This is a genomic window from Salinimicrobium terrae DSM 17865 (assembly GCF_000424665.1).
Taxonomy (GTDB): Bacteria; Bacteroidota; Bacteroidia; order Flavobacteriales; family Flavobacteriaceae; genus Salinimicrobium; species Salinimicrobium terrae.
Genome location: NZ_AUKI01000017.1, coordinates 99,759 through 123,513, shown reverse-complemented (window position 1 = coordinate 123,513; position 23,755 = coordinate 99,759). Strand labels below are relative to the sequence as shown.

The 23,755-nt window shown below is 40.4% G+C and carries 26 protein-coding genes; 4 read left to right on the top strand and 22 right to left on the bottom strand.

The features are described from left to right. Positions 1–30 precede the first annotated feature (30 nt). From atpB to H148_RS0107835, 11 genes are all read right to left on the bottom strand, one after another. On the bottom strand, positions 31–1,143 hold the full coding sequence (gene atpB, locus H148_RS0107885) for a F0F1 ATP synthase subunit A (RefSeq protein ID WP_029034318.1): 1,113 nt from the start codon (positions 1,141–1,143) through the stop codon (positions 31–33). A 106-nt stretch (positions 1,144–1,249) separates the two neighbouring features. Beyond that, positions 1,250–1,654, bottom strand: a complete 405-nt coding sequence (locus H148_RS0107880) for a DUF6168 family protein (protein WP_029034317.1) — start codon at positions 1,652–1,654, stop codon at positions 1,250–1,252. Further along, positions 1,651–1,887, bottom strand: a complete 237-nt coding sequence (locus H148_RS18480) for an AtpZ/AtpI family protein (RefSeq protein WP_029034316.1) — start codon at positions 1,885–1,887, stop codon at positions 1,651–1,653. The genes H148_RS0107880 and H148_RS18480 overlap by 4 nt, the downstream gene beginning before the upstream one ends. Beyond that, complete coding sequence (locus H148_RS0107870; RefSeq protein WP_029034315.1) at positions 1,841–2,260, bottom strand: bactofilin family protein; 420 nt, start codon at positions 2,258–2,260, stop codon at positions 1,841–1,843. Before H148_RS0107870 ends, H148_RS18480 begins: the two co-directional genes overlap by 47 nt. Continuing rightward, positions 2,244–4,790, bottom strand: a complete 2,547-nt coding sequence (gene porW / locus H148_RS0107865) for a type IX secretion system periplasmic lipoprotein PorW/SprE (protein WP_029034314.1) — start codon at positions 4,788–4,790, stop codon at positions 2,244–2,246. Before porW ends, H148_RS0107870 begins: the two co-directional genes overlap by 17 nt. Before the next feature lie 115 nt (positions 4,791–4,905). Beyond that, the gene (locus H148_RS0107860; protein WP_029034313.1) at positions 4,906–5,223 is read right to left on the bottom strand and encodes a hypothetical protein; all 318 of its coding nucleotides are present in this window, start codon (positions 5,221–5,223) and stop codon (positions 4,906–4,908) included. Position 5,224: 1 nt separating this feature from the next. Beyond that, complete coding sequence (locus H148_RS0107855) at positions 5,225–5,968, bottom strand: ABC transporter ATP-binding protein (RefSeq protein WP_029034312.1); 744 nt, start codon at positions 5,966–5,968, stop codon at positions 5,225–5,227. 1 nt (position 5,969) lies between these two features. Beyond that, entirely contained in the window at positions 5,970–7,454 is a 1,485-nt protein-coding gene (locus H148_RS0107850; RefSeq protein WP_029034311.1) for a DUF5687 family protein, read from the bottom strand. Between the two features lie 52 nt (positions 7,455–7,506). Then, positions 7,507–8,208 (bottom strand): hypothetical protein, encoded by a 702-nt coding sequence (locus H148_RS0107845; RefSeq protein ID WP_029034310.1) that lies wholly within the window; start codon positions 8,206–8,208, stop codon positions 7,507–7,509. Then, positions 8,205–8,759, bottom strand: coding sequence for a hypothetical protein (locus H148_RS0107840; RefSeq protein WP_156877226.1), 555 nt, complete (start codon positions 8,757–8,759; stop codon positions 8,205–8,207). Before H148_RS0107840 ends, H148_RS0107845 begins: the two co-directional genes overlap by 4 nt. 62 nt (positions 8,760–8,821) lie before the next feature. After that, positions 8,822–9,160, bottom strand: a complete 339-nt coding sequence (locus tag H148_RS0107835; RefSeq protein ID WP_029034308.1) for a PadR family transcriptional regulator — start codon at positions 9,158–9,160, stop codon at positions 8,822–8,824. Between the two features lie 119 nt (positions 9,161–9,279). Between H148_RS0107835 and H148_RS0107830 the strand changes: the two genes are divergently transcribed. Further along, the gene (locus tag H148_RS0107830; RefSeq protein ID WP_029034307.1) at positions 9,280–10,332 is read left to right on the top strand and encodes a ferredoxin--NADP reductase; all 1,053 of its coding nucleotides are present in this window, start codon (positions 9,280–9,282) and stop codon (positions 10,330–10,332) included. Between the two features lie 143 nt (positions 10,333–10,475). Here the strand turns inward: H148_RS0107830 and H148_RS0107825 are convergent, their stop codons facing one another. From H148_RS0107825 to H148_RS0107815, 3 genes are all read right to left on the bottom strand, one after another. After that, the gene (locus H148_RS0107825; protein WP_029034306.1) at positions 10,476–11,516 is read right to left on the bottom strand and encodes a glycosyltransferase family 9 protein; all 1,041 of its coding nucleotides are present in this window, start codon (positions 11,514–11,516) and stop codon (positions 10,476–10,478) included. A gap of 9 nt (positions 11,517–11,525) precedes the next feature. Further along, on the bottom strand, positions 11,526–12,137 hold the full coding sequence (locus H148_RS0107820) for a DUF4254 domain-containing protein (protein ID WP_029034305.1): 612 nt from the start codon (positions 12,135–12,137) through the stop codon (positions 11,526–11,528). 111 nt (positions 12,138–12,248) lie between these two features. Then, positions 12,249–13,172, bottom strand: a complete 924-nt coding sequence (locus tag H148_RS0107815) for a DUF6427 family protein (protein ID WP_029034304.1) — start codon at positions 13,170–13,172, stop codon at positions 12,249–12,251. A 40-nt stretch (positions 13,173–13,212) separates the two neighbouring features. Here H148_RS0107815 and H148_RS0107810 point away from each other — a divergent pair, with 40 nt between their 5' ends. Continuing rightward, positions 13,213–13,443, top strand: a complete 231-nt coding sequence (locus tag H148_RS0107810; protein ID WP_029034303.1) for a DUF6341 family protein — start codon at positions 13,213–13,215, stop codon at positions 13,441–13,443. Here H148_RS0107810 and purD read toward each other — a convergent pair. Next, complete coding sequence (gene purD, locus H148_RS0107805; protein WP_029034302.1) at positions 13,440–14,711, bottom strand: phosphoribosylamine--glycine ligase; 1,272 nt, start codon at positions 14,709–14,711, stop codon at positions 13,440–13,442. The genes H148_RS0107810 and purD overlap by 4 nt on opposite strands. Positions 14,712–14,802: 91 nt before the next feature. Here purD and H148_RS0107800 point away from each other — a divergent pair, with 91 nt between their 5' ends. Further along, complete coding sequence (locus H148_RS0107800) at positions 14,803–16,110, top strand: phenylacetate--CoA ligase family protein (RefSeq protein ID WP_029034301.1); 1,308 nt, start codon at positions 14,803–14,805, stop codon at positions 16,108–16,110. On the opposite strand, the gene H148_RS0107795 is transcribed toward H148_RS0107800, so the two are convergent. Further along, a complete protein-coding gene (locus H148_RS0107795) occupies positions 16,102–16,878 on the bottom strand; it encodes a glycosyltransferase family 2 protein (RefSeq protein WP_029034300.1) in 777 nt (258 codons plus the stop codon). The two genes, H148_RS0107800 and H148_RS0107795, sit on opposite strands and share 9 nt — an antisense overlap. A gap of 63 nt (positions 16,879–16,941) precedes the next feature. Further along, positions 16,942–17,931 (bottom strand): UDP-glucuronic acid decarboxylase family protein, encoded by a 990-nt coding sequence (locus tag H148_RS0107790; protein WP_029034299.1) that lies wholly within the window; start codon positions 17,929–17,931, stop codon positions 16,942–16,944. A gap of 176 nt (positions 17,932–18,107) precedes the next feature. On the opposite strand from H148_RS0107790, the gene H148_RS17490 reads away from it, so the two are divergent. Then, positions 18,108–18,767, top strand: a complete 660-nt coding sequence (locus H148_RS17490; protein ID WP_037324835.1) for an SRPBCC family protein — start codon at positions 18,108–18,110, stop codon at positions 18,765–18,767. Here the strand turns inward: H148_RS17490 and rfbD are convergent. The 5 genes from rfbD to H148_RS17485 are packed head-to-tail and all read right to left on the bottom strand — an operon-like array spanning position 18,755 to position 23,755. Beyond that, a complete protein-coding gene (rfbD, locus tag H148_RS0107780) occupies positions 18,755–19,597 on the bottom strand; it encodes a dTDP-4-dehydrorhamnose reductase (protein WP_029034298.1) in 843 nt (280 codons plus the stop codon). The two genes, H148_RS17490 and rfbD, sit on opposite strands and share 13 nt — an antisense overlap. Then, positions 19,594–20,142, bottom strand: coding sequence for a dTDP-4-dehydrorhamnose 3,5-epimerase (gene rfbC, locus H148_RS0107775; protein ID WP_037324910.1), 549 nt, complete (start codon positions 20,140–20,142; stop codon positions 19,594–19,596). The genes rfbD and rfbC overlap by 4 nt, the downstream gene beginning before the upstream one ends. Position 20,143: 1 nt before the next feature. Continuing rightward, on the bottom strand, positions 20,144–21,001 hold the full coding sequence (gene rfbA / locus H148_RS0107770; RefSeq protein WP_029034296.1) for a glucose-1-phosphate thymidylyltransferase RfbA: 858 nt from the start codon (positions 20,999–21,001) through the stop codon (positions 20,144–20,146). Further along, positions 20,998–22,017, bottom strand: a complete 1,020-nt coding sequence (gene rfbB / locus H148_RS0107765) for a dTDP-glucose 4,6-dehydratase (protein ID WP_029034295.1) — start codon at positions 22,015–22,017, stop codon at positions 20,998–21,000. The genes rfbA and rfbB overlap by 4 nt, the downstream gene beginning before the upstream one ends. Further along, entirely contained in the window at positions 22,007–23,755 is a 1,749-nt protein-coding gene (locus H148_RS17485; protein WP_156877225.1) for a DUF6909 family protein, read from the bottom strand. Before H148_RS17485 ends, rfbB begins: the two co-directional genes overlap by 11 nt.

Here is a 23,755-nt window from a genome sequence, read left to right as displayed (position 1 = left end):
AAATTAAACTTACTCTTAAATATGTTTATACTATAATACCGGAATATCCTCATTATCGGCAGGGTGATGATCATCGTGTTCCTCTACAGCCATCCCAATATAAAGGGCACTCAGCAAAGTGAAAATATACGCCTGAAGGAAAGCCACCAGTAATTCAATTATTGCAATAAAAATTGTAAATCCAAAAAATGCGGGACCTGCAATCCAATTTTGGAAGATCACAATAAAACCGAGAAGGGTCATAATGATAACGTGTCCCGCAGTAATGTTCGCGAAAAGTCGAATCATAAGAGCGAAAGGCTTCGTAAACATACCAAGTACTTCTATTGGCGCGAGAATAATCTTCATTGGCCACGGCACGCCAGGCATCCAGAAAATATGTTTCCAGTAATCTTTATTTCCGCTGAACTGAACTATAAAAAATGTGACAAGGGCCAGCGCCATAGTAACAGCAATATTTCCCGTTACATTCACTCCCAGGGGAGTCATTCCAAGCAAGTTGAGAATCCAGATGAAGAAGAAAACTGTCAAAAGGAAGCCTGTGTATTTCCTGTAATTTTTTCCAATATTTGGCTTAGCGATCTCATCCCGTACATAAAGTACAAGCGGCTCAAGCACTCTTCCGAATTTCTTAGGGATAGGTCTCTTTTTATAAGATTGTGCCAGGGCGCGGAACATAACCAGCATCAGCAAACTCACCAAAAGCATATAAAGTACATTCTTGGTTATAGAGAAATCGAGAGGCCGTTCATTTGAAGGGAATCCATTTTCACCATAAGTTATAGTTCCTTCAGCGTCTGTTTTGTAAATCTTTGAATGATAAAGACGGTAATGCTGCCCATCAATCTCAACCAGGTCTTCTCCATGGTGAAATCCTCCGGAAGAAAATACTCTCAAACCATCATCCCAGATGATCACCGGCAGCGGAAAGCCATAATGTGCTCCGGTTTCCCCGTCAGAAAAGAAATTGACATAATGTGAGTCGGCAAGGTGATGATCAATATATTCCCCGATTTCTTCTTCGGTATTGACCTTTGCATCGCCTCCTTCCTGAGGCTCTTTTGCAGTAAATGCTTGTGAATTAACGCTCACAAACATTAAAAGACAGGCTAATAAAAACTTCGCAACGTTTTCCTTTTGCATTTTCAGGTAAATTACAGTCCTTTAATTCGGCTGCAAATGTACATAATTCTATAAAAAAAAGCAGTCTATATACACTAATAGTTTTTTTACAGCAAAAGAGCTGTAATTACTTGTCTTTCGAGAAGTTAGTGCGATTTAGAATTTTTGAGATGTAGATGATTTCTACCACGATACAGAGAGCGTAAGGAACAAAGAAATGTAGAAATACAGATTTGTCAAGAACAAACCCGGAAGTTTTGCTCAAATAAAAGAAGATTCCCAGCTTTACCATTCCGCTAATTAGAAAAATAAAGCCCAGTTGTTCCTTTAGGTGTTCACTGGATAAAATTATTGTGGAGGTAAAAAGCAGCGTGATTCCAACATTAAATTTATAGGAAAAATTTATGAGGTCCTGAGTTCCATCAGGATCTTGAAAATTAAAAAAAGTATAATGCAAACCGTAACTTGCCCCGGCCACAGCAAATAGCAGTAATGAAAATCTAAGGAGGTCTTTTAGTAAAATGGGATTCAATTATTGTAGCGTTTAAGCTGTTGTAGAACTACGTAAACAGATACAACTAAACCAAAGAGGACAAAACCAATAGTAAACCAGTTCTTTTCCATAGGATAATTTTCGTCTAGTTTTTTCCCGATCCAGGCGCAAATAAAAATAGTTGCACCCATTTGAAAAGCAATTCCGGAAAAAATCGCCCAATTCTTAAGCTGACTTCTCTTGTTGTTGCTGTTTTCTTTCTCCTCTTTCATTGTGGATGGCTTTGACTCCACCGCGCATCGTACAGGTGGCGTTAAAAGTAGCTCCGGGTTCCACAGCAAGTTTTGAAACTATAGCTTCTCCTTCAATTACTGCAGTACTTCTTAAGCTCAAAGTTCCCAATATTTTCAGATTGCCGGAAAATTTACCTTCTATATCGGCATTTTCGCATTCAAGTTCTCCGTTAACAGAGCCATCTTTTCCTATTACAACCTTTCCTGGTGTTTTGACTGTACCTTCCACGCAGCCGTCAATTCGAAAACAACCTTTAGCTTCAATATTTCCGGTGATCTTTGTGCCGGGAGCGATCTTATTTTGCTCCTTACTATTTTCTGTTGTCGATTTTGCCTTATCGTTTTTGAACATTGTTGTAGGGGGTGTTTAATGAACTTAAGTAGGTTTCAATATTTTTATGGATCTGTACGATCCTGTAGTTTGGGGTCGAAATATAAAAATATTTTTTATCAATAGCGTATTTCTTTTCATCCGCCAGCCGTTGAGCAAAAGAATTAGCCCCTGCTGCGGTAGTAAAGCCATGCACCACAACAAAATCCAGTTCCTGATTGTACACATCTTTCGAAATTTCAGCGGAATAACCTAATTCCTGCAGGGCTTCTTCAAGTTTCTGCTGCAATTCGCTTGCTCCCTGACGTTCTTCTTTCTCAAAAGAATAGACCAGTTTAAAAGAATTAGATAAAGTATCTGGTGCAAATTCAGCTCCCGCCAAAGAGGGCAAAGCATTACTCAAAATTTCCTGGGCTTTCTTTCCTTCAATGGACTGCGGGTAATTAAGTGCAACATAATTGAGACCTTCTTTATATGAATTAAAGCCGTAAAGTCTTCCCTCGGCCATTGCTTTTAGAAGCTCCAGTTTGGGGACGATCTCATCTCCTGTAAGTTCAGCTGTGAGCCGGTTAATTTGGTCAATAACTTCAGTAAATCTCTGCTCATCATACTTATGATAAAGCTCTTCATAAATAGCTGTGGGGTTATTCTCATCCCGCAAAAGATTTTCAGGGTTCGACAAAATTGCCGCATACCTCGATTCAGGATATGCAGCTAAAATATCTATCTTGAGAGATTGCGCTTTTGCAGTCATTCCCAGATCCACGTACACTTTATAGAGGTTATATTTTGCCGGCAACTCTAGTCTCTCCTCGGGTTCATTTCCAAGCATAAATTCCAATCTATCGGCTGCCAATTCGTTTTCATTAAATTTATCCTTGTAGATCAAACCAAGTTGGTAACTGGCAAAATTTAAATCTCCCTTTATACTATCCAAAACAGCAGGGTCTGCAGGAATAGAATTCATATAAGTTTGAGGATCAAATTTTGGATCGTTGTCTAACAATTCAGTTATTCCCTCAGTAGCGAGATCTTCGCCGCCTCCACTTATTCGTCGCGTACGCCAATTATCCGCCAACTCCCTGTCACCCCACAACCTAAAAAACTCCTGTTTTCCAAAGGAAACTACCGTAGGATTATAAAAGTAAAAGGAGGAACCGGGATTCGGTACGCCGGGCATGGCAGGACGTTTCGTTTCAAAGAAATTTTGTACGGCCTGTTGTTGTTCGGGACGTTGGGCATTATCAGCCGCTCGTTCTCTTAATTTCCCTGTGTGATTTCGAAAATATTCCAGTTGTTCCTCTTCGGAAAGTGAAGCTATATACAAGATACTGTCGGCTTTACGTGCCATGGTTTCATAGTAGATCACATCGTCAAGATTATCCCTTTTCCTCTTGATGAGCCTGTACTCCCTGCTATTATCAGGAAGTTTTGTTAAGGTGCTGTCAAAATATGCCCCTGCAACTTCGTAACGGGCAGCATCAAAATATATATTTCCAAGAGTTTGATAATCCAGGGACTGCAGGTAAACGTTATTGGAAGGAGTTCGAAGAGACCGATTATAATAATCTATGGCCAGGCTGGCAGAATCCTGTTGATAATGAAATTCTGCGAGCTGGAAGTAAATTTTATCAAGGTAAGGCCTGTTCTCTCTATCTTCTGCAAGTTGATTAAGCTGATCAAGGATCAATGCTTTCTCTCCTGCTGTGGCATTTGCAAATTCTATTTGTCTTATCATCGCGTTCACCAGGTAGATGCGGGGGATTTTGCGATTAAGATCTATCACCTGGTCAAATGCGTAAGAAGCACTGTCGGGTTTCCCAACGACATCATATAATTGACCGGTAATGTACCAGTACCGACCTTCTTTATTTTTTACATCTGTAGTTTGAGCTGCATGGTGAATATGTGCCACAGCACTATCGGGAGCATTGATGTTCAGATAGGCCTGGGCCAGTGTGGCCGAAGCCTCTGCTCTATCATCCTCTTCCAGACGCTCACTCTCCAGGATCTTTTTTAGGTTCTGTATGGCCAATTGATCAAATTCGAGACGCATATTTGTTTTTTCCCGCCAAATTCTAGCCTCATTAATTGTATTGCTGAGTGGATATTTGTGCAGGATGTAGTTAAACGCTTCCAGCGCCGGCACAAAACGTTGATCATAATACCTGGCTTTTCCCAGCAACAGATATGCTTCGTCTATCTGCGGATTTTTCTCTCCTCCTTCGATCAACATTGAGTGTCGCTGAATCGCTTTCACCGCTTTTTCTTCGGCTACCAGAAAGTTTGGATTAATATTTTCTCCTGGAGCCAACACCTCTTCCCTAATCTCCATACGCTCTACCGGCAGTACATGCCAATAGTTATCAAGATAACGCTCATTAAGGGCTTCAATTCCCAAATCAAGCGCTAAATTCCCATTGTACAGGGTGTTATATTCGGCTGTGACGGCATGCCAGTTACGGTTGAGAAATGTATTTTTTTTCCTCGAACAACCTGTTATTGAAATTAACAGGAATAGAATGGCAGTAGCCTTTATAAATAATTTCAAATCAGCTGATTCTTCTTACTAGCAATAACTTATAAGTGCCGTAATTATTATAGTGGAGGGTAAAAATAGTTAAATTTTTTGTGGAACTATACCGGGAACGGGTATTCAAACTAAACTATTGGCGAGTAGAATAAAGAAGATGAGAATGAATGACCTTTTCATCAAAATGAGAAAGAATCTTTCTGGCTTCTTCAGGAACATAAGCCGTCTCATAATCTTCGCCTGTAAGCTTTTTTATGGTCTCAAGATCTTTGAACCAAATCATTGTTGTGAATTCTACTTCTTCGGCCGTTTCTCTTTTAAATAACTCTACACCGTGAAAACCTTCACCTGTTTTGGCTTCAATTTCCCTAAATATTTTGGTAGTTACCAGTTGCTCATATGCACTTGCATTCTCTTTTGTAGTGGTGCCGTGCCATATTCGTGCAATCATCTTATAAAATGTTTTCAGAAGATTCATTCACTTCTTTAACTTTTACCGCTGCTCCTGCAAAATATTGCTCCAGTTCTTTTAAGGTGGCTTCAGAAGTTTTAATATCATTAACCACATGTCCCTTGTCCAGCACTACAATGCGCTCACAAACTTCGGTAACATGAATAAGATCATGGCTGGAGATTAAAACTGTTATTTCAGAATTATCCGTTAATTCTTTAATAAGTGCTTTAAGTCTAATTTGAGTACTGGGATCCAAATTGGCAAAAGGTTCGTCAAGGATCACAACTTCAGGATCTCCTAAAAGAGCAGCAACTATTCCCACTTTCTTCTGGTTTCCTTTCGATAGATCCCGCAAATATTTTTTCCTGCCAAGAATCTCTCCATTAAAAAACTCATCGAATTTTTGAAGAAAGGAATTGACATCGGCTTTATTGCGGTTACGAAGTTCCCCAACAAAATTGAAGTATTCCTCCGGTGTAAGATAGCCAATGAGAAAACTTTCATCAATAAAGGAAGAAGTGAAAGGTTTCCATGCTTCGCTTTGGCTCACCGTGATATCATTGTTGAAAACATTACCGGTAGTAGGCTGGATAAGATCCAGCAAAAGACTGAAAAAGGTGGTTTTTCCGGCCCCATTGTTTCCCACCAATCCGAAGCTCTGGCCCCTCGGGATCTCAAGATGTTCGATATTAAGCACCTGGGTACCGCCATAAACTTTCGAAAGATTTGTTGCTGTTATCATCCTATTCTCCTGTTTGTTTAAAGCCATTGATCATGGCATATTTGTTTTTTCTGTAAGATTGTGTCACCTGTTCCATAATGGCCTTTTTAAAGATTATTCCCAGCAGTCCAAGAGATGCCAGGACAATGATTGCAGCTTCAAAGGAAACAAATTTATCAAGCAGCCAAAAAACCAGTATGGGCACAATAAGTAATGGCAGTCCGACCAGCCATTGTGCAGCTCCCGTTCCCTGATAGTTCATAAAAGGGCTTTTTTCCAAATCAATTCTTTTTCGATTATAGGATCCTGCAAATAACAGTACCGGCACATTGATCCCAATGTTGTAAAGAGCGCATACAATATTTATGAGAAGAATATTATAACCAAAATACACGTAAGGAGTAGTGAGGATGGTAAGTAAAACAATGCTGAAGGTGATCAAAGCTGCCTTGGCCGTGAGATATTGCTTCAGCGGAATATTTTGAGCCATCATCATGGAGTAGTATGATGAATCCCAGGCGGGTATGAACTGCCCGAAATTGATCATGAAAATCCCGGTCATAAAGATCCCCACAAAAACAAAAACGAACTGCATATTTTGATAATTTTCCTGCGGGTAAAAGATCATTCCGTAGCCCATAATTAGCAGAGAAATGAAAATTAGCGTCTTTGGTCGTTTGTTGCGCCAAATTAATTTAAGGTCTAGCTGCAGGAATGGTGCAATACTTCCAAATCTTCGCAGCCATTCAAAATCCTGCGACCTGGCTTCAATGACTTTTCCTTTAAGGGATTCATCTAAATAGAATCTACTCTTTAGCACCTTCTGGTTCCACTTGAAAAGAGCAAAGACGAGCAGTAAAGGCAGAAGTGTCAAAAAGGGCATTTCAATCACGTAATTTAGTCCGGTTGCAAAAACTTCAGTGATACTAAAAACACGGAATCTTTCAAGCCCATAGAAAATAAGAACAATTATCAGGTAAGGAAGCAGAGCCTTTAAATCATCTGCAAATTTCTTTTTCAGAAGAAAATTGATATAGTTTACACATAGAATGAGCCCAACAACAGCGACGGTCCAGGCTGTCATAGATAACAGAGGTAATCTGGTCTCATACCAGGTAAATACGGCAAAAGGCACAAACAACAGTAGAGGCAAAAAGTTGAAAAAGGAAAAAAGTGACCGTAACAACACATAATTCACCACCTTCCCTTTTGGAATGGGAAGAGACAACATAGGTTTTACGGTCATCACCGGAAGGGTTTGCAACATAAAGCGCATTACAAGTTCCAGCACAAGATAAACCAGTAAAAACCGGTTAACGATCTGTAAGGGCTCTTCGGCAGGAAAAGCTTCTTTTAATAAAGGGTGAAGACCAATTCCCAAGATCAAAAAAACCAGGGAGAAATAAATGGCAATAAATGCCATGAAAATCTTCAGCCCCAAACTCTTACCAAAACTGGCCGAGCGGTAAAAGGCTTTCCACTGTAGAGAAATAAAGTATTTAAACATACGGCCAGAACTTTAGCAGTATTAGTGATACTTTACAGAAATTGTTACAAACCTATTGCAAAAACTTTATTTCGGAATGAGCATTATGCAGAATTTCATCTTTCTTTTTTGGTAAGTAGTAGAAGCAGACATAACTGGCCAAAACCAGGAACGAAATAAGTGCAGATAAAAGAACCTGAATATAAACATTCTCTACCCTCCCTGAATCCAAACCAGAGGAAACCACTTGAAAGGGTAAATAAAAAAATACTAAATAACTGCCTGCATTACATATTACAGCTTCGAGTAAAAGAATTTTTTTTCCGGATTTCTTTTTCTGCTTTAAGGAATATGATTTTCTGGTAGCATAAATTATCAGCACCAGGAAATAAGCAAAGGTGGCGTAGGTAATATAATAAAATCCGTTTTCCAATTTAAGAACGAAATAACAAGCTAAAAACAACAGAATAACAGGAAAAGCAACAAACGGTTTGGTTAAAAGAGTAGAAATCTCCTTTAGGATAAGCTTGAAATATTTTTTCTCCATTGTCCGCACCCTTTTCTCCACCACATCTGAAAACCCATAGACACCAAACTTTTTAAACTCCTTTTGCAGAGCCTGCTCGAAAGGAAGATCTGGATCTTCCTGCCACTGTTCTTCAATTCCACTGGCGAGATGATCTACGAGCTCTGTTTGGACGTCATAATAGTCCACATAATGCTGCTGAGTAAAGCTATAAAGGCTGTCAATTTGGAAAGAATTCAGCTTTTTCATATAACGACATATTTCTTTTTATAATAAGCTGCCATTTCAAAAGCGGTTTTAATTACGCTAAGGTTTACCCATAAAATTGCTCCATAAAAAATATAGAGCCAGGCATGTGAAAATTCGATATGAATCAATATCTGGAAAAAGATGTAATTAAGTAGATCACTAACGGTTGTCATTCTTTTTAGAAATGAGATTTTGATTTTGTAGGTTAGTATAAAGGGAACAAAATAACCGCAAAAAATTATGAAAAAAGGAACAGGAATGAGAAAATTTTTGTCCGGTTCAGGCAATTGAAAAGTGTAAATGGTGAGCAGGATTATTGTCATCACACCCATAATAAATGGATGAATAAGGTTTTTACCTACTCTCTTCAAGATCTTCAAATCAACAGTCCACCTGTATCTATTGGCATTGTTCAATAAGCTCTTCTTATTATGAACCATGTAAGATTTGAAGGCATCATAAAAAGTCAAACCTTTCTGCTGTTCAAGTTCATTTTCAATTACACTGGCCACATGATCTGCCATTTCCAGCCGGACATCGAGAAAATCCACGCCTGAGTTTTTTTAGATAATTATCTATGAAGTTTATTTCTTCCGTAGTTAACTTTTCCATCTTAGCCGAGATTTGGTTTGAGTTGTATTATTTCCTGTAAAGTCTTGATGTATTCTTCCAATTCAGAAATTTTGGTGGCAGTTTCTGTAGTTCCTTTTTCAGTAAGCTTATAATATTTTCTTAGCCGGTTATCTACTTTTTCGACCTCCACTTCCAGGATACCCTGGGCTTCAAGTTTGTGCAGGGTAGGATATAAAGCCCCTTCGGTTATTGTGAATTTGCCTTCTGTAGCAGCTTTGACCTTCTGTGTAATTTCATAGCCATACATGCGACCATCCTCCTTCAAAAGCTTCAGGATTATAGTTATCAAGCTACCTTTAAAAAGACCAGAATCAGCCATTTACTACGAATTATGATCAAATATATATAAAATACCTTTGACTCCTAGGTATTTATTTTAAATAATTGTTATAAAAATTGCCGCAGTTACTTTGTATTTTTGCGGACAAAAGTCAAATAATGAGCAAATTCTTTCCGCTAAAGATCAAAAATATCATAAGGGAAACAGAAGAGGCAGTAAGCCTTGAATTTGAAATACCACAGAAGTTAAAAACCGAATTTTCCTTTAAGGCCGGACAATACGTTACGTTAAGAACCACAATAGAAGGAAAAGAAGTCCGCCGCGCCTACTCTCTTTGTACCCCTCCAGCAGCTGAGACCTTTAAGGTCACTGTAAAGGAAGTAAAAGGCGGGACTTTTTCTGTGATTGCAAACAACAAACTGCAGGCCGGTGATATGCTTGAAGTACATCCTCCCGAAGGCAAATTTGTCTTTGAACCGGTGCAGGACGGGCATCTACATACTTATGCTGCCTTTGCAGCCGGTAGCGGGATTACTCCGGTGCTATCTATCCTCAAAACCGTGCTGAAGGAAGAAAAGCATAGCCGTTTCGTACTGGTCTACGGAAATCGCACTCCCGATGAGACTATTTTTTTCAAAGAACTACTGAAACTCCAGGCCGGGCATCCGGACAGGCTTTTTATAGAATTCGTTTACAGCCGGTGCAACGAAGAGAATTGCCACTACGGAAGGATAGACGAAAGCACGGTAAATTATGTTCTGAAAAACAGGTTTAAAGATACCAGCTTTACCCGCTTCTACCTTTGCGGACCTGAAGAAATGATCAACAAAGTTTCTGAAGTACTTCTCAAGAATAACATCAAAAAAGAGCAGGTTCTTTTTGAACTTTTCAACACCGAGGTTGAAGGCGAAGTTAAGTCAGATCTTGAAGGAGACACCCAGCTTACTATTACAGTTGATGATGAGGAGATCAATCTTACCATGCCCAGGAACAAAACTGTACTGGAGGTGGCTCTGGATAATGATATCGATGTTCCATACTCCTGCCAGGGCGGAATTTGCAGTAGCTGCGTAGCCCGCATCACCGAAGGTACTGCCGAAATGGAAAAGAACTCCATTCTGGTAGACAGCGAGATCGAAGAAGGGCTAATTCTTACCTGCCAGGCACACCCGACTTCAGGTACGCTAAAGGTGGATTATGATGATGTATAGATATAAGATTGTAGACGTGAGATCTTAGATCGCTTGTAACAAAGAGGCTCCAAAAATGACATTTTTGGAGCCTCTTTAATTATAAATGTCTCAGACCATTAACCCTTAACTTTTTAGGGATTTGGTGCTTGGTATTTGAGGTTTTATTTTGTCAATAACTCTTTAACTTTATCCACCACCTGTGGCGGCGGGATGCTCCTCATCACCTCCTCGTAGCCCTGCGGCACATCTTTACCATAAATGGAAGTGGGAATAGCGGGATATTTCTGAAGGTCGGGTAAGAGGAAATTAGATTCCGGTTGGCGAAAGGGTGCGAATCCGGTGTAGGGATGAGTGAGACCCCAAAGAGTGATCACCGGCACGCCATAATTGGCGGCCAAATGTCCGTTGCCGCTATCCATTGACAGCATGAGATCAAGATTGGAGATCAAGGCTAGTTCTTCCTCAAAAGATAATTTCCCGGCTACAGAAATGGCATTAGAAAATTCCTTTTCCCAGGCAGCAAGTTTACCTTTTTCCACTGCGCCACCACCGAACAAAAATATTCTTAAATTTTGCTCTTTTTGGAGCCCCAGTAGAACCTCTTTCATAAGATCTTCAGGATAGGCCTTGGCAGCATGTTGCGCAAAAGGTGCTATTCCCAGCCATTTTCCTTGAGGTTCTCCAGTAACCTCTAATACTGTTGAATTTAGATCTTGTTTCGGAAGTACCTCTACCATATCGAGATTTACAGGATATCCCAGCTTCCCGAAAACTTCGGCATATCGTTGATGAGTAAACTTCAACTGTTTAAAGCTCTTGTTTGTCTTTTGGGTGAGGGCTTTTTTCTCTCTGCGGCCTTTGTCAATTTGTCGCACCGGAAGCCCCTTCAGCTTAAAAAACAGCTTTAAAATATTAGATCGCAATACGTTATGAAGATCGGCTACAGCGTCAATTTTCAGGTCGAGAAGTTCAGAAGAAAGCTTTTTGAGTCCTGTGATGCCTTTGTGTTTCCCTTTGACTTCAGCCTCAAAGACGTGTACATTTCGAAGATCTTTAAAAAGTGGCACAAAAAATCTGCGGGTGAGCAAAGTTAGCTTTACATCGGGATAATTTTCAGAAAAAGCTTTAAGTACCGGCACCATCATTGCCACATCTCCCATGGCCGAAAGACGTATAACTAAAATGTGGCGCGGTCTCTCCATCCAAAAATGTCATTTTTTAGCCCCTCTTAGAACAGGATTTAGTTCTTCGTCGTTGTACATCTTCATTTGCCGGTAAACTTTCATGTACTTGTCTCCGGTAGCGATATCATCTATTAGCTGATTTATAGCCGTTGAAAGATCAACCCGCTGCTCAAGTAACACGTCCAGCTTTGCCTGACATTTGATCATATGCTCCTGCCCGGCCTCTACACGATTTGCCTCCTCATCCATGTGGTAGATCTTGAGTGCTAAAATAGAAAGCCGATCAATAGCCCAGGCAGGACTTTCAGAATTAATTTTGGCATCCTGCTTTGGCTCCACGATTTTAAACTTGTCAAGAAAATAGCTGTCGATATATTCAACCATATCTGTACGATCCTGGTTTGAGGCATCAATTTGTCTTTTTAGCTTAAGAGCGGCAACGGGATCAATATTTGGATCGCGAATAATGTCTTCATAGTGCCACTGTACTGTATCAATCCAGCACTTTCGAAACAACAGGTGCTCAATCAACTGCTCCTTCTCATTGTAAGGATTTTCAAATTCCTGTCCAACAGTATTGATTTCGTGATATTTTTCTATTACTTCCTGGAAAATCTTATTGGCTTTATCTGAAAACATACTTCTGAAATTTTTACAGCTTTTCCCGAATGGGAAATGTCGATTAACAATTTTAGCAAAGGTACCGGATTTTTGGCTTTTTTGAAGGATGATTCCCAAACTTCTGAAGCTCTAGAACAGCAGCAGAAGCAATACCGGCAGGAGTATTATTGACATTAGCAGTATTTCCTTGAACCACTTATCATTCATGTTTTGAAAATAATTAGTCACCACAATGGCCAGTGGTGCAAAGAAAAACATGAGTTCACTACCATCTTTTGTAGGTGCCAGAACTGCAACAGTTAAGGCCACTCCTGCACATAATAAAATTAGGAACAGCGAAGATTTGGCGTTAGCACTTACTTTTTGAATGATCAATATATAGAAAAATGAAGACCAGGCAGTAAGAGCCAATAAAAAGGCGGCAGGTAGAAGAAGCTCAGGATTCTGGAAATTCTGAAAGTCAAAGTTACTGGTCTGCATCCAATCACTTAGAGTGTAAAAACTATTTGTGACCAAGAGATCTACACTGGTAACGATCGAAAACAAAGTGAGAAGAGCAATCAAAGGAACCAACCAGTTCTTAAATCTATGTCCCACATGTACTAGTATTCCGAAGAAAACTACAAACAGAAACAGAATGCTCCAAAAATAAAATAGAGAAGCTACCCCAACCCAAAAAGTAGCATCGAAGATCTTCTTTATTGTTTCACGCTGAGATCTAAGTGATAATATCCGTCGAAGTGCAAGCAGCAGGAACAAATTAGCAAGAATGATATCATTATTTTGCAAGGCAGCTGTGAACATGCAAAGAAAACCGGCAAATAAGATACTTTTGAATGCGTTACGTCCAGTTAACTCATTTCTGCCCGAAATAAAATTGAGTAAAAAAACACTTAATACCAGTACGACTAACATGCCCAATTCCTGTAGGATGATCCAGAAAGGTGCTGTAAACAGGATATTGAGATTGGCAAAAAGATAAAAAATAAGAATATATACGGCCACTATAATAAAATTGATTGGCCGGGAATTGCTAAAAAAGCTTGTTAGCATTAGGGTTTTTTATATTTTTGTGGAGTTAAATATAACTACTATGAGGGATTTTTTTGAGGGGATACAGACCATTTTTGAAGATTACCTGTTCGCACCGTTCAACAGCCTGGCCGATATGGAATTGGACAGCTGGTGGCTGGCAAACGCTGTAAACTGGATCTTTATTATTATTGCAATTGCAGCTTTTGCTTACTGGATGAAACAGCTTAAAATTTTTAACGACCGTAACGAAGAAAAACGCGAAACCAGCGCACATTCTTTCCTCGACTAGAGGTCAAAACCTATATCCTTCCTAAAATACATCTTATCAAAATGAATTTTTTCAGCATTTTGATAAGATTTTTTTATGGCCTTCGGGAAGTCTTTTCCAAATGAGGTGATCGCAAGAACCCTGCCTCCGTTAGTTACTACTTTCCCGTTCTTTTCAGCAGTACCTGCATGAAAAACTATTGAGTTTTCCACCTCATCCAGTCCTGTGATTTCCTTCCCTTTTTCATAGGCTTCAGGATAACCGCCGGAAACCAGCATCAAGGTAGCAGCTGCTTCATTTTTCACCTTTAGCTTTAACTCGCTTAAATTTCCGCTGGCGACTTTCTGAAATACCTCAACAAGGTCTGACTCTATTCGAGGCAAAACAACTTCAGTTTCGGGATCTCCCATTCTCACATTGTATTCGATCACATACGGCTCCTCTCCTACTTTAATGAGTCCAATAAACACAAAACCTTTGTAGTCGATGTCCTCAGTCTCCAAGCCCGAAATGGTCGGCTTTACTATCCTTTCTTCCACCTTTTTCATGAAACCCTCATCTGCAAAAGGAACAGGAGAAATTGCCCCCATTCCGCCGGTGTTAAGTCCGGTATCCCCTTCCCCTATTCTTTTGTAATCCTTGGCTGTGGGAAGGATCTTGTAATCCTTTCCATCGGTAAGTACAAAAACACTAAGTTCAATTCCATCGAGAAATTCTTCAATCACAACAGTGTTTCCTGCACTTCCGAATTTATCGTTGGTAAGCATATTTTCCAGTTCCTGCTGAGCTTCCTCAAGGGATTCGAGGATCAAAACACCTTTTCCGGCAGCCAGGCCATCGGCTTTTAGAACGTATGGAGGTTTAAGAGTAGTAAGGAATTCTTTGCCGGCGGAAAGGCTTTCTTTGGTAAAACTTTCATAAGCCGCAGTAGGAATATTGTACATCGACATAAATTCCTTGGCTCTTTCCTTACTTCCTTCCAGCAATGCACCACGCTTAGAGGGACCAATTACTGCCACATTCTTCAACTTCTCATCCTGACTAAAAAAATCAACTATTCCATTAACAAGAGGATCCTCGGGACCGATTACCATCATCTCGATTTTTTCACTTAGCACCAGTTCTTTTACAGCCTCAAAGTCGGTCACACTTAGAGGATTATTTGTTGCTAATTTTGCGGTACCTGCATTTCCCGGAGCCACAAAAAGTTTGCTGCAGTTAGGGCTTTGTGAAAGCTGATGTGCAAATGTGTGCTCGCGGCCACCGGAGCCAAGGATGAGAATATTCATAAGACGTGTATTTTCTTTCTTGCCTCAAAAATAATTGTTTGTACATTGAAGCACCAATTAATTGGTGTAAAAAACACTTTTAATTTATCTCTTGAACTGGTTTAGCCTCTCATTACAACTTAACCGCTTCCCCATCAAAAAGGCCAAAAATGCCCTGGAGGAAATCAAAAATATTCCAGAATCGGAGTACAAGGCTTATGTAGAGTGGAAAAGGCAGGAGATCGTTAATTACCATAGAGAAAATAATTCTTTTTATAAGGATTTCTTTGGAAGTCGGGAATTCAGTAGTTGGGAGGAGGTACCTGTCATGCAGAAAAAAGACCTGCAAAGGCCACTTGAGGAACGCTTCAGCAAAGGATATAATGCCCGAAACAGCTATATTGGTAAAACCTCCGGCTCCAGCGGTCATCCTTTTATCTTCGCAAAAGACAGGTTTTGTCATGCCCTTTCATGGGCAGAATTTAATGACCGCTATCAATGGTTCGGCATTGATCTGGACAGGTCTGCCCAGGCACGTTTTTATGGAATACCACTTGATCGCTTTGGTTATTATAAGGAACGCATTAAAGACCGCTTTGGGTTTAGATATCGTTTTCCAATTTTTGACCTCAGCGACAAGAAGATGGATGAATTCCTGCAGGAATTTAGGAAGAAAAGTTTTGAGTACATTAATGGTTACACTAGCTCTATTGTGCTTTTCGCCAAGTTCCTGAAAAAGAAGAACCTAATATTAAAAGATATTTGTCCTAACCTGCGGCTGTGTATAGTCACCAGTGAAATGTTCTTTGAAGAAGACAAGTTACTTTTAGAAGAGACTTTTGGAGTACCCGTGGTAAATGAATACGGTGCCAGCGAACTGGGACTGCTGGCATTTCAAAATCCTGACGAAGAATGGATACTCAACAGCGAAACCATGTTTGTGGAAGTACTGGATGGAAAAGGTAAAGCGGTTCCCGCAGGAGAAGAAGGAAGAATAGTGATCACTTCACTTTACAACAAGGCGCACTCGTTTATTCGCTATGATATTGGCGACACCGGATCTCTTTCTGAAAACAGTAGTCTCAAAAAGCCCATTTTGAAGAAACTTTTAGGAAGAACAAATGATGTTGCTGTCCTGCCCAGCGGAAAAGTGGTTCCAGGCCTTACCTTCTACTACGTCACAAAAACCGTAATTGAAAATGACGGACAGGTAAAAGAATTCGTTGTACAACAGACAAAGCCCGGATCTTTTACAGTCATTTATGTTTCTGAAGTTGCACTGAAGGATGCACAAAAGAAAAATATCGAGACAGCTATGGAGGTTTACCTTGAAAAAGGACTAAACCTGAGCTTCGAACATAAACTAATCCTTAATAGAAGCAAAAGAGGAAAACTTAAGCAATTTGAATCACTACTTTAAAGCTACTTTTCGCCTTCTTTTTATGAATAATTGTTCCCAAAGGAATAAAACCATCCAAAGAAGGCTTTTTGAGGCAGAATATTTCAGCACTTTTCGATAGACCCTGTAGTTATATTGTAGCATTTCTATTTTGTTCTGAGAAATAGAACCGCTACGTTCACGATAAATGGCCAGTGGCTCCTGAATACCTATAGCCCCACCAGCTTTTTGAACCGCCAGAAGCCACAACCCCCAATCCTGTCTCTTCCTGATAAGCGGACAATAAACTTTCCCCAGTGCCCCGGCATTGTAAATGCCGGTAAGATTACCAATGTAATTGGCTTTTTTCAGCTTATCAAAAGAAAGTGAATTTAGGGCTCTAATTTGTTTGTCTAAGCTTTGCCCGTCCTCGTTTATAAGTTCATAACTGCTGTAACACACCTGAATTTTTTCCTCCTGCATCAATTTCAGCTGCTTTTCCAGCTTGTGTGGTTTCCACAGGTCATCAGCATCCAGAAAGGAAATAAAGTCACCGGTAGCAGCTTTTATACCGATATTCCGGGCAAAACCGGCTCCCTGGTTGGTTGGAAGTACATGAAGCTTTATTCGGTCGTCATTGGTCTTAAGTTCTTCCACGACTTCAAGAGTACCGTCACTGGAAGCGTCGTCAATTACCAGTAATTCCCAGTCGTTATGAGTTTGCTTCTGTACAGAGCGAATACTTTCCGCTATAAAACCGGCAGAATTGTATACCGGCATGATGACTGAAACCAAAGATTTATTCTTCATTAACAGGTTTTAGTCATTATAAAAAATCCCGGCCAACAACCAAAAAAAATGGGTTCAAAAATGCTATTTTCGAATGTGCTTTGAGAAATCCTTATGCTCACTTCGGTAAAGTTCTTCTTCACCAAGACTTCTGAAATATTCGTATGTCTTTCTCATGCCTTCACTTCGGGAGACTTCAGGTTCCCATCCCAAAACTTCTTTAGCTTTGGTAATGTCGGGTTGACGCTGCATTGGATCATCTTCGGGTAAAGGTTTATAGATGATTTTTTGGTCTGTACCAGTTAAATTAATGATTTCCTGTGCAAATTCCCTGATCGTTATTTCATGTGGATTTCCAATATTAACCGGATCTGAATAATCGCTGAGAAGCAACCTGTAAATCCCCTCCACCTGGTCATCCACATAGCAGAAGGACCTGGTTTGTGAACCGTCACCAAAGACAGTTAGATCCTCTCCTCTTAAGGCCTGGCCGATAAAGGCAGGAATAACTCTTCCATCGTTCAATCTCATTCTGGGGCCATAGGTGTTAAAGATCCGCACAATTCGGGTTTCAAGGCCATGAAAGCGGTGATAAGCCATAGTTATTGATTCCTGGAAACGTTTGGCTTCATCATAGACTCCGCGGGGGCCAATGGTGTTAACGTTTCCATAGTAATCTTCGGTTTGCGGATGCACCTGTGGATCGCCATAAACTTCAGAAGTAGAAGCTATAAGGATCCTCGCCTTTTTCACCATGGCAAGCCCGAGAAGGTTGTGGGTTCCCAGTGAACCAACTTTAAGGGTTTGAATAGGGATCTTCAGGTAATCAATAGGACTGGCAGGAGAGGCGAAATGCAGTATATAGTCGAGATTTCCCGGTACATGCACAAAGGTGGTTACGTCATGGTGGTAGAATTCAAAATTTTCCAGTTTAAAAAGATGCTCGATATTTCTTTTGTCACCCGTGATGAGATTGTCCATTCCAATCACGTGGAAACCTTTGTTGATAAATTTATCGCAGAGGTGAGAACCGAGAAAACCGGCAGCGCCGGTGATGAGTATTCTTTTCTTCATTAATTGATTTTACCCCGAAAATAATAAAATTAACCCTTTAAGCCATTGATGAAGGTACCGGCTGCTCCCGTTTCTGCCCCATTTAAGAATAATTTAACCCAATTTAAGCAAAACTAAAACTAAGCTTTGATCGCAATATCAGTAAATTAGGCTGAAGAACAGAAAATAAAACATCTATGAGGAATTTTTTACGTCACTTATATACTAATGTTAGCCCGGCAGAAAGAGGTGCCTCTTTACTTGCGGGAGCTTTTTTTCTTTATGATGCCCTGGGAAAAGAAAAGAAAAGCAGTCTCGAAGCTGTTCTTGCCGGATATTTGCTTTATAGGGGAATTTCGGGGAACTGTTTTCTGTACAATGCGATTGGAAAAACAAAACCCGATAACCGCAGCCGCAATGTAAATATTCAGCTCAAAATTTTGGTTGACAAGCCCCGCGAAGAGGTTTACACCTTCTGGCGGAATCTGGAGAATCTTCCTCTGTTCATGGAGCACCTGGAAAGTGTAGAAAGCCTCAATGACAGCATTTCTGTCTGGGAGGCAAATTTACCGGGACATGTAGGAACACTGCGTTGGAAAAGTGAGATAGTAAAAGAGCGACCTTATGAATTGCTCGGCTGGCAATCTTTGCCAGGCTCATCCATTGAAAATGCCGGGAAAGTAGAGTTTCGCGATGTGGAAAATGGAACCGAATTACATGTAATCATTTCTTATCACGCTCCAGGTGGAATTGCCGGAGAAAGTGCCGCACGTATTCTGAATCCCATGTTCGAAGACATGGTTGAGGAGGATGTAAGAAACTTTAAATGGTTTATTGAAAGAGATTATACTTTTTGATAAAGCTCTTTAAGACTCTCTCTCCAACCTGGAACCGGCAGCTCGAAAACATCCTGTACTTTCTGTTTGTTTAAAACACTATAGATTGGTCTTACAGCCAGGGTTGTAAAGTCATTGTTTTCATTCAGTTCTGTGTCGGAGTTCATCAAATTTAGGATCTCTCTAGCAAAATCATACCAGGTGGCTTCCCCCAGATTGCTGTAGTGGTACAAACCATACTTCATTTTATTTTTTGCCACGAGCTCCAGGACAAAAGCAGCCAGATCGTGAGCATTTGTAGGAGTCCCTTTTTGGGAAGTTGTGATATTAAGGGGTTCTCCGGCCTCGGCTTTGGCTCGAATCGTATTAAAAAAATTCTTTCCAATCTCTGAATACAACCAGGAAGTCCTGAAGATCAAATATTTTTTTGCCGCTTCCTGAATATACTGTTCCCCGAGGAGTTTTGAGGCTCCATAAACGTTCAGCGGTTCGGTAGGATCTTCTTCAGTATAGGGGGAATTCTTCTTACCGTTAAAAACATAATCGGTCGAAAAATGGATGAGTGTGCACCCTGTTTCATCACAGTCCTGTGCAAGATTTTTTACACTTTCTGCATTAATGAGGTAAGCCATCTCCTGTTCCTTCTCTGCCTTTTCCACATTTGTATAGGCTGCACAATTGATACAGATGTCAAATTTTTCTCTTCGCAGATAAGCTCCAATAACAGCAAATTGAGAAAGATCCAGATCATCGGATGTTTTGAAGGTAAAATCAAATTCGGGATAGTTCTGGGAAGCCTGCTTAAAGCACTTTCCCAACTGTCCTCCTGCACCAGTAACTAAAATTCTCATAAGCCTAATTCCATTAAAGTTGGAAGATTTGCATCCTTTTCAGAAAGAATTAGTTGCTCCTCGGGAAATTCCCAGTCAATACCGAATTCGGGATCATTAAAATATACCCCGGCATCTGCTTCCTTGTGAAAGTACTGGTCACATTTATATGCGAATACAGATTTATCTGACAGGGTAAGAAAACCATGGGCAAAACCCGCAGGCACAAAGAGCTGGTGATGGTTTTCGTCACTTAAGATGGCTTTATATGATTTTTTATATGTAGGAGAATGCGGTCTTAAATCTACTACCACATCAAGAACCTTCCCCGCCACGGTCCTCACTAATTTCGATTGTGCATATTTTCCCTTCTGAAAATGAAGTCCTCTTAAAACACCCTTTTTGGAAGACGATTGATTGTCCTGCACGAATTCCATTTGGAGGCCTGTAACTTCTTCAAATCTCCTTTGGCTGAAACTTTCCAGAAAGGTGCCGCGGTGGTCCTGAAAGACTGATGGCTTCAGTAAAAAACAATCTTTTAGAGGTGTTTGTTCCAGTTCTAGCATTTTAATCAAGTTGTAATAGATAATTTCCATATCCGCTTTTGACCAGAGGTTCGGCCAGCCGGTGAAGTTGTTGTTTGTCAATGTAACCCATTTTATAGGCTGTTTCTTCTATGGATCCTATCTTCAGTCCCTGCCTTTCTTCAATAACCTGCACAAACTGGGCAGCTTTCATCAGGGAATCAAAGGTTCCTGTGTCAAGCCACGCAGTACCTTTATCAAGAATGCTTACCTGCAGCTTTCCTTGTTGAAGATAAGAATTATTAACATCTGTAATTTCCAGTTCCTGCCGCCCGGAGGGCTTTATGTTGCGGGCAATAGTAATTACTTCATTGTCATAAAAATATATTCCGGGAACAGCAAAATTTGATTTGGGAGAAGCCGGTTTTTCTTCAATGGAGATCACTTTTCCCGTCTTATCAAAATCAACAACTCCATATCGCTGTGGATCCTGAACATGATATGCAAAAATCATCCCTCCGTCTGGATTGCTGTTGTTTTGAAGAAGCTTGTCCAGTCCCGATCCATAAAAGATATTATCTCCAAGAATAAGAGCCACTTTATCATTTCCTATAAAATTTGCTCCAATAATGAAAGCTTCAGCCAATCCCCGGGGTTCGTCCTGCACTTCAAATTGAAATTCACATCCATACTGACTCCCGTCGCCCAATAATTCCTTGAATAACGGTAAATCTTTTGGAGTGGAGATGATGAGGATTTCTCTAATTCCGGTCATCATGAGGGTTGACAGCGGATAATAGATCATAGGTTTGTCATAAACAGGCATTAACTGTTTACTCACCGTAAGCGTCAACGGGTGAAGCCTTGTGCCCGATCCTCCTGCCAGAATTATACCCTTCATGCATTATACTTTTCAAGATACCACTGTACCGTTTTTTCAATGCCCGATTCAAAGTTCTCATCGGCTTTCCAGCCTAGCTGCGATTCAAGTTTGGATGCATCAATAGCATATCGTTGATCATGACCGGGTCTGTCTTTTACAAAAGTAATAAGTTCTTTATAGCTCTTGCCGTCTTCCCGGGGCTTTAATTTATCTAAAATTTCGGAGATCTTTTGAGCGATATAAATGTTTTCTCTCTCATTCCGCCCTCCTATGTTATAGGTTTCTCCAAATTTACCTTTTTCAAGCACCAGCTTGATGCCCTTGCAATGATCGGCAACATAAAGCCAGTCACGTACATTCTTTCCATCCCCGTAAATAGGAATAGGTTGCTTTTTAAGTGCCGTGCGAATAATCGTTGGGATCAATTTTTCATCATGCTGATGCGGACCGTAATTATTGGAACAGTTGGTCGTCAAAACCGGAAGTCCATACGTATGGAAATAACTGCGCACCAGGAAATCTGAGGCTGCTTTTGAAGCTGAATACGGGCTGTTAGGAGCGTAAGGAGTTTCTTCGGTAAATAAACCCTCGGCTCCTAAAGTTCCATAGACCTCATCTGTAGAGACGTGGAGAAATTTAGCATCCCTGTACTCATCTTTCAGTTCAAAAGGTCCATCCATCCATAGAGAATAGGCAGTTTGCAGAACATTAAAAGTACCGTTGATATTGGTTTCCACAAAGGCAGCGGGATTTTTAATAGAATTATCCACATGAGATTCGGCTGCAAAATTTATCACCTGCGAAAAATGGTATTTTTTGAAAAGATTTTTTACCAGTTCCTTGTCACTTATGTCTCCCTTTACGAACGTATAATTCTCCTGTCCTTCCACCTCAAGATTACCCAGGTCTCCGGCATAAGTAAGCAAATCGAGATTTACAATATGAGTGTCTTTATTCTCGATAAAAAGATTAATATAATTTGAACCTATAAAACCGGCACCGCCTGTTATCAGCGTGTATTTTTTATTCTCCATCTACTGTTTCCTTTTTTTCTGAATTTTTCTTTTTATCTGATTCCTTCGGAACTTCAAATATTTGCTCAAGGATTTTCTCTGTGATCAAATAAGTAGGTTTCACTCCCGTTGTTCCTAATCCCCCTGAAGCAAGAGTGCTTCCGGTTTCCAAAGGATTATCTGAAGCATAATAGGCATACCTCACCTTGACGTCTTCACTGATGTTTTTTCTCAAACGGGCTGCTGCCTGTACCGCTTTCTGGTAATGTGCCCCCTCCATCTCCAATCCTACCACATTCCATGTGGATTCATGGAAAAACTTAAGAATATCTTTATTCTGAAGGGAAGTTCCCAAAACAGTGATCATTGAGCCGTCGCATACATGTATTCCGTTACCTTCAAGATCTTCTTTTGACAATTCATTGTGAAAAGGGTAATTATCGGCCGTTCCTTCAAACAAGTGAGCTGACGGAATCATAATATCTCCCTTGCCACCCACCAGAATTCCGGCTTTTCCCATAATCGAAATGGAGGCTACATTGAGGTGGATTTTTCCATGCTCGGATTCGTATGGTTTTAGCATTTCGTCCATGGTTTCATAAGCCTGTTCTCCAAAAGCGTAATCCATCACCATGATCACCGGCTTCTCGTCGTCCTTCATTTTTCGATCCAGCTTAAACTTTGAATTAACTTCAGACATTTTCGCCGAGTCAAATATCTGAACATCAATATTGGCGCCGCTGGTATCTTCTATGAAAACCATTCCTTCAGAAACTGCATTTTTCATCACCTTCATCCTTAGCTGGCCGTTGGCGTTGTTGCTAAGATCCTCGTAAATTCCTGAAAGCGATTTTTTCTTCAGTTCGGTTTTTAAAGATTCCGAAGCATATAATGTGTTCATGACACTGTGCATATTTGCACTAATTATATGTAGAGGACGGTTCATAAGATTTTTTTCCAAGAGGACCTCCTTCACCTTATTTGCCCAGATTTCGCCGTGAATATGATGTCCCAAACGTTCTCGTAGAACAGGACTAAAAGTCACAATCCGTTTATTGTTGTTGACCATCTCATCTATTGCCAGTTTACCTAAATAATAGATGATATCCAGAAACCTCTCGGGACTGGACGGGGTACTAAAAAATGGATAAATCGTGCTCACTTCCTGAAAGGTGCGACCCAAAATATTTGCTGTGTGAGTGAGAGCAACTTCCCGCTGTGCCTGGTTAAGAGGCTCCATTTGAGTCACAGCAATCTCCAGCTTTTGCCAATCCCGGGAAACTTCTCCTTCCTCATCTATAAGAATCCGTCTCATGACCTTATGAGATTCGATAAATAGAAAAGTTAAGTGGGTAAGAATATCATATATTTCTGATCGTCCACGGGTGATCTCAATATTCATTTGCTCCTCATCAATCCTGTAGCAGTTCCTGCGCCTCTTTGGCGGCACAATAGGTTTAAAATGAGAATTACCATAGCCTTCATCGCTGGTAAGATTAATAAAACGACATTCCTCTATCCCTAACGGGAGCCTGTCCATCACGTATAAAAGACCGTGCAATTCCACTTTTTCTTCGGCTACAGATCCATATATCTCCGGCCTAAGTATTAGTAAGGATTCGCGCAAAGTTTCACCGGACACTCCCATAGGTTTGTAGAACCCACGGTTAAAAAGATGACGCATCGTGATATACATTCTTTCAATTGCATTAGAACTTTCCTGAGCCCTTGTGCGTCCCTGTAATTTTAAATTACCCAT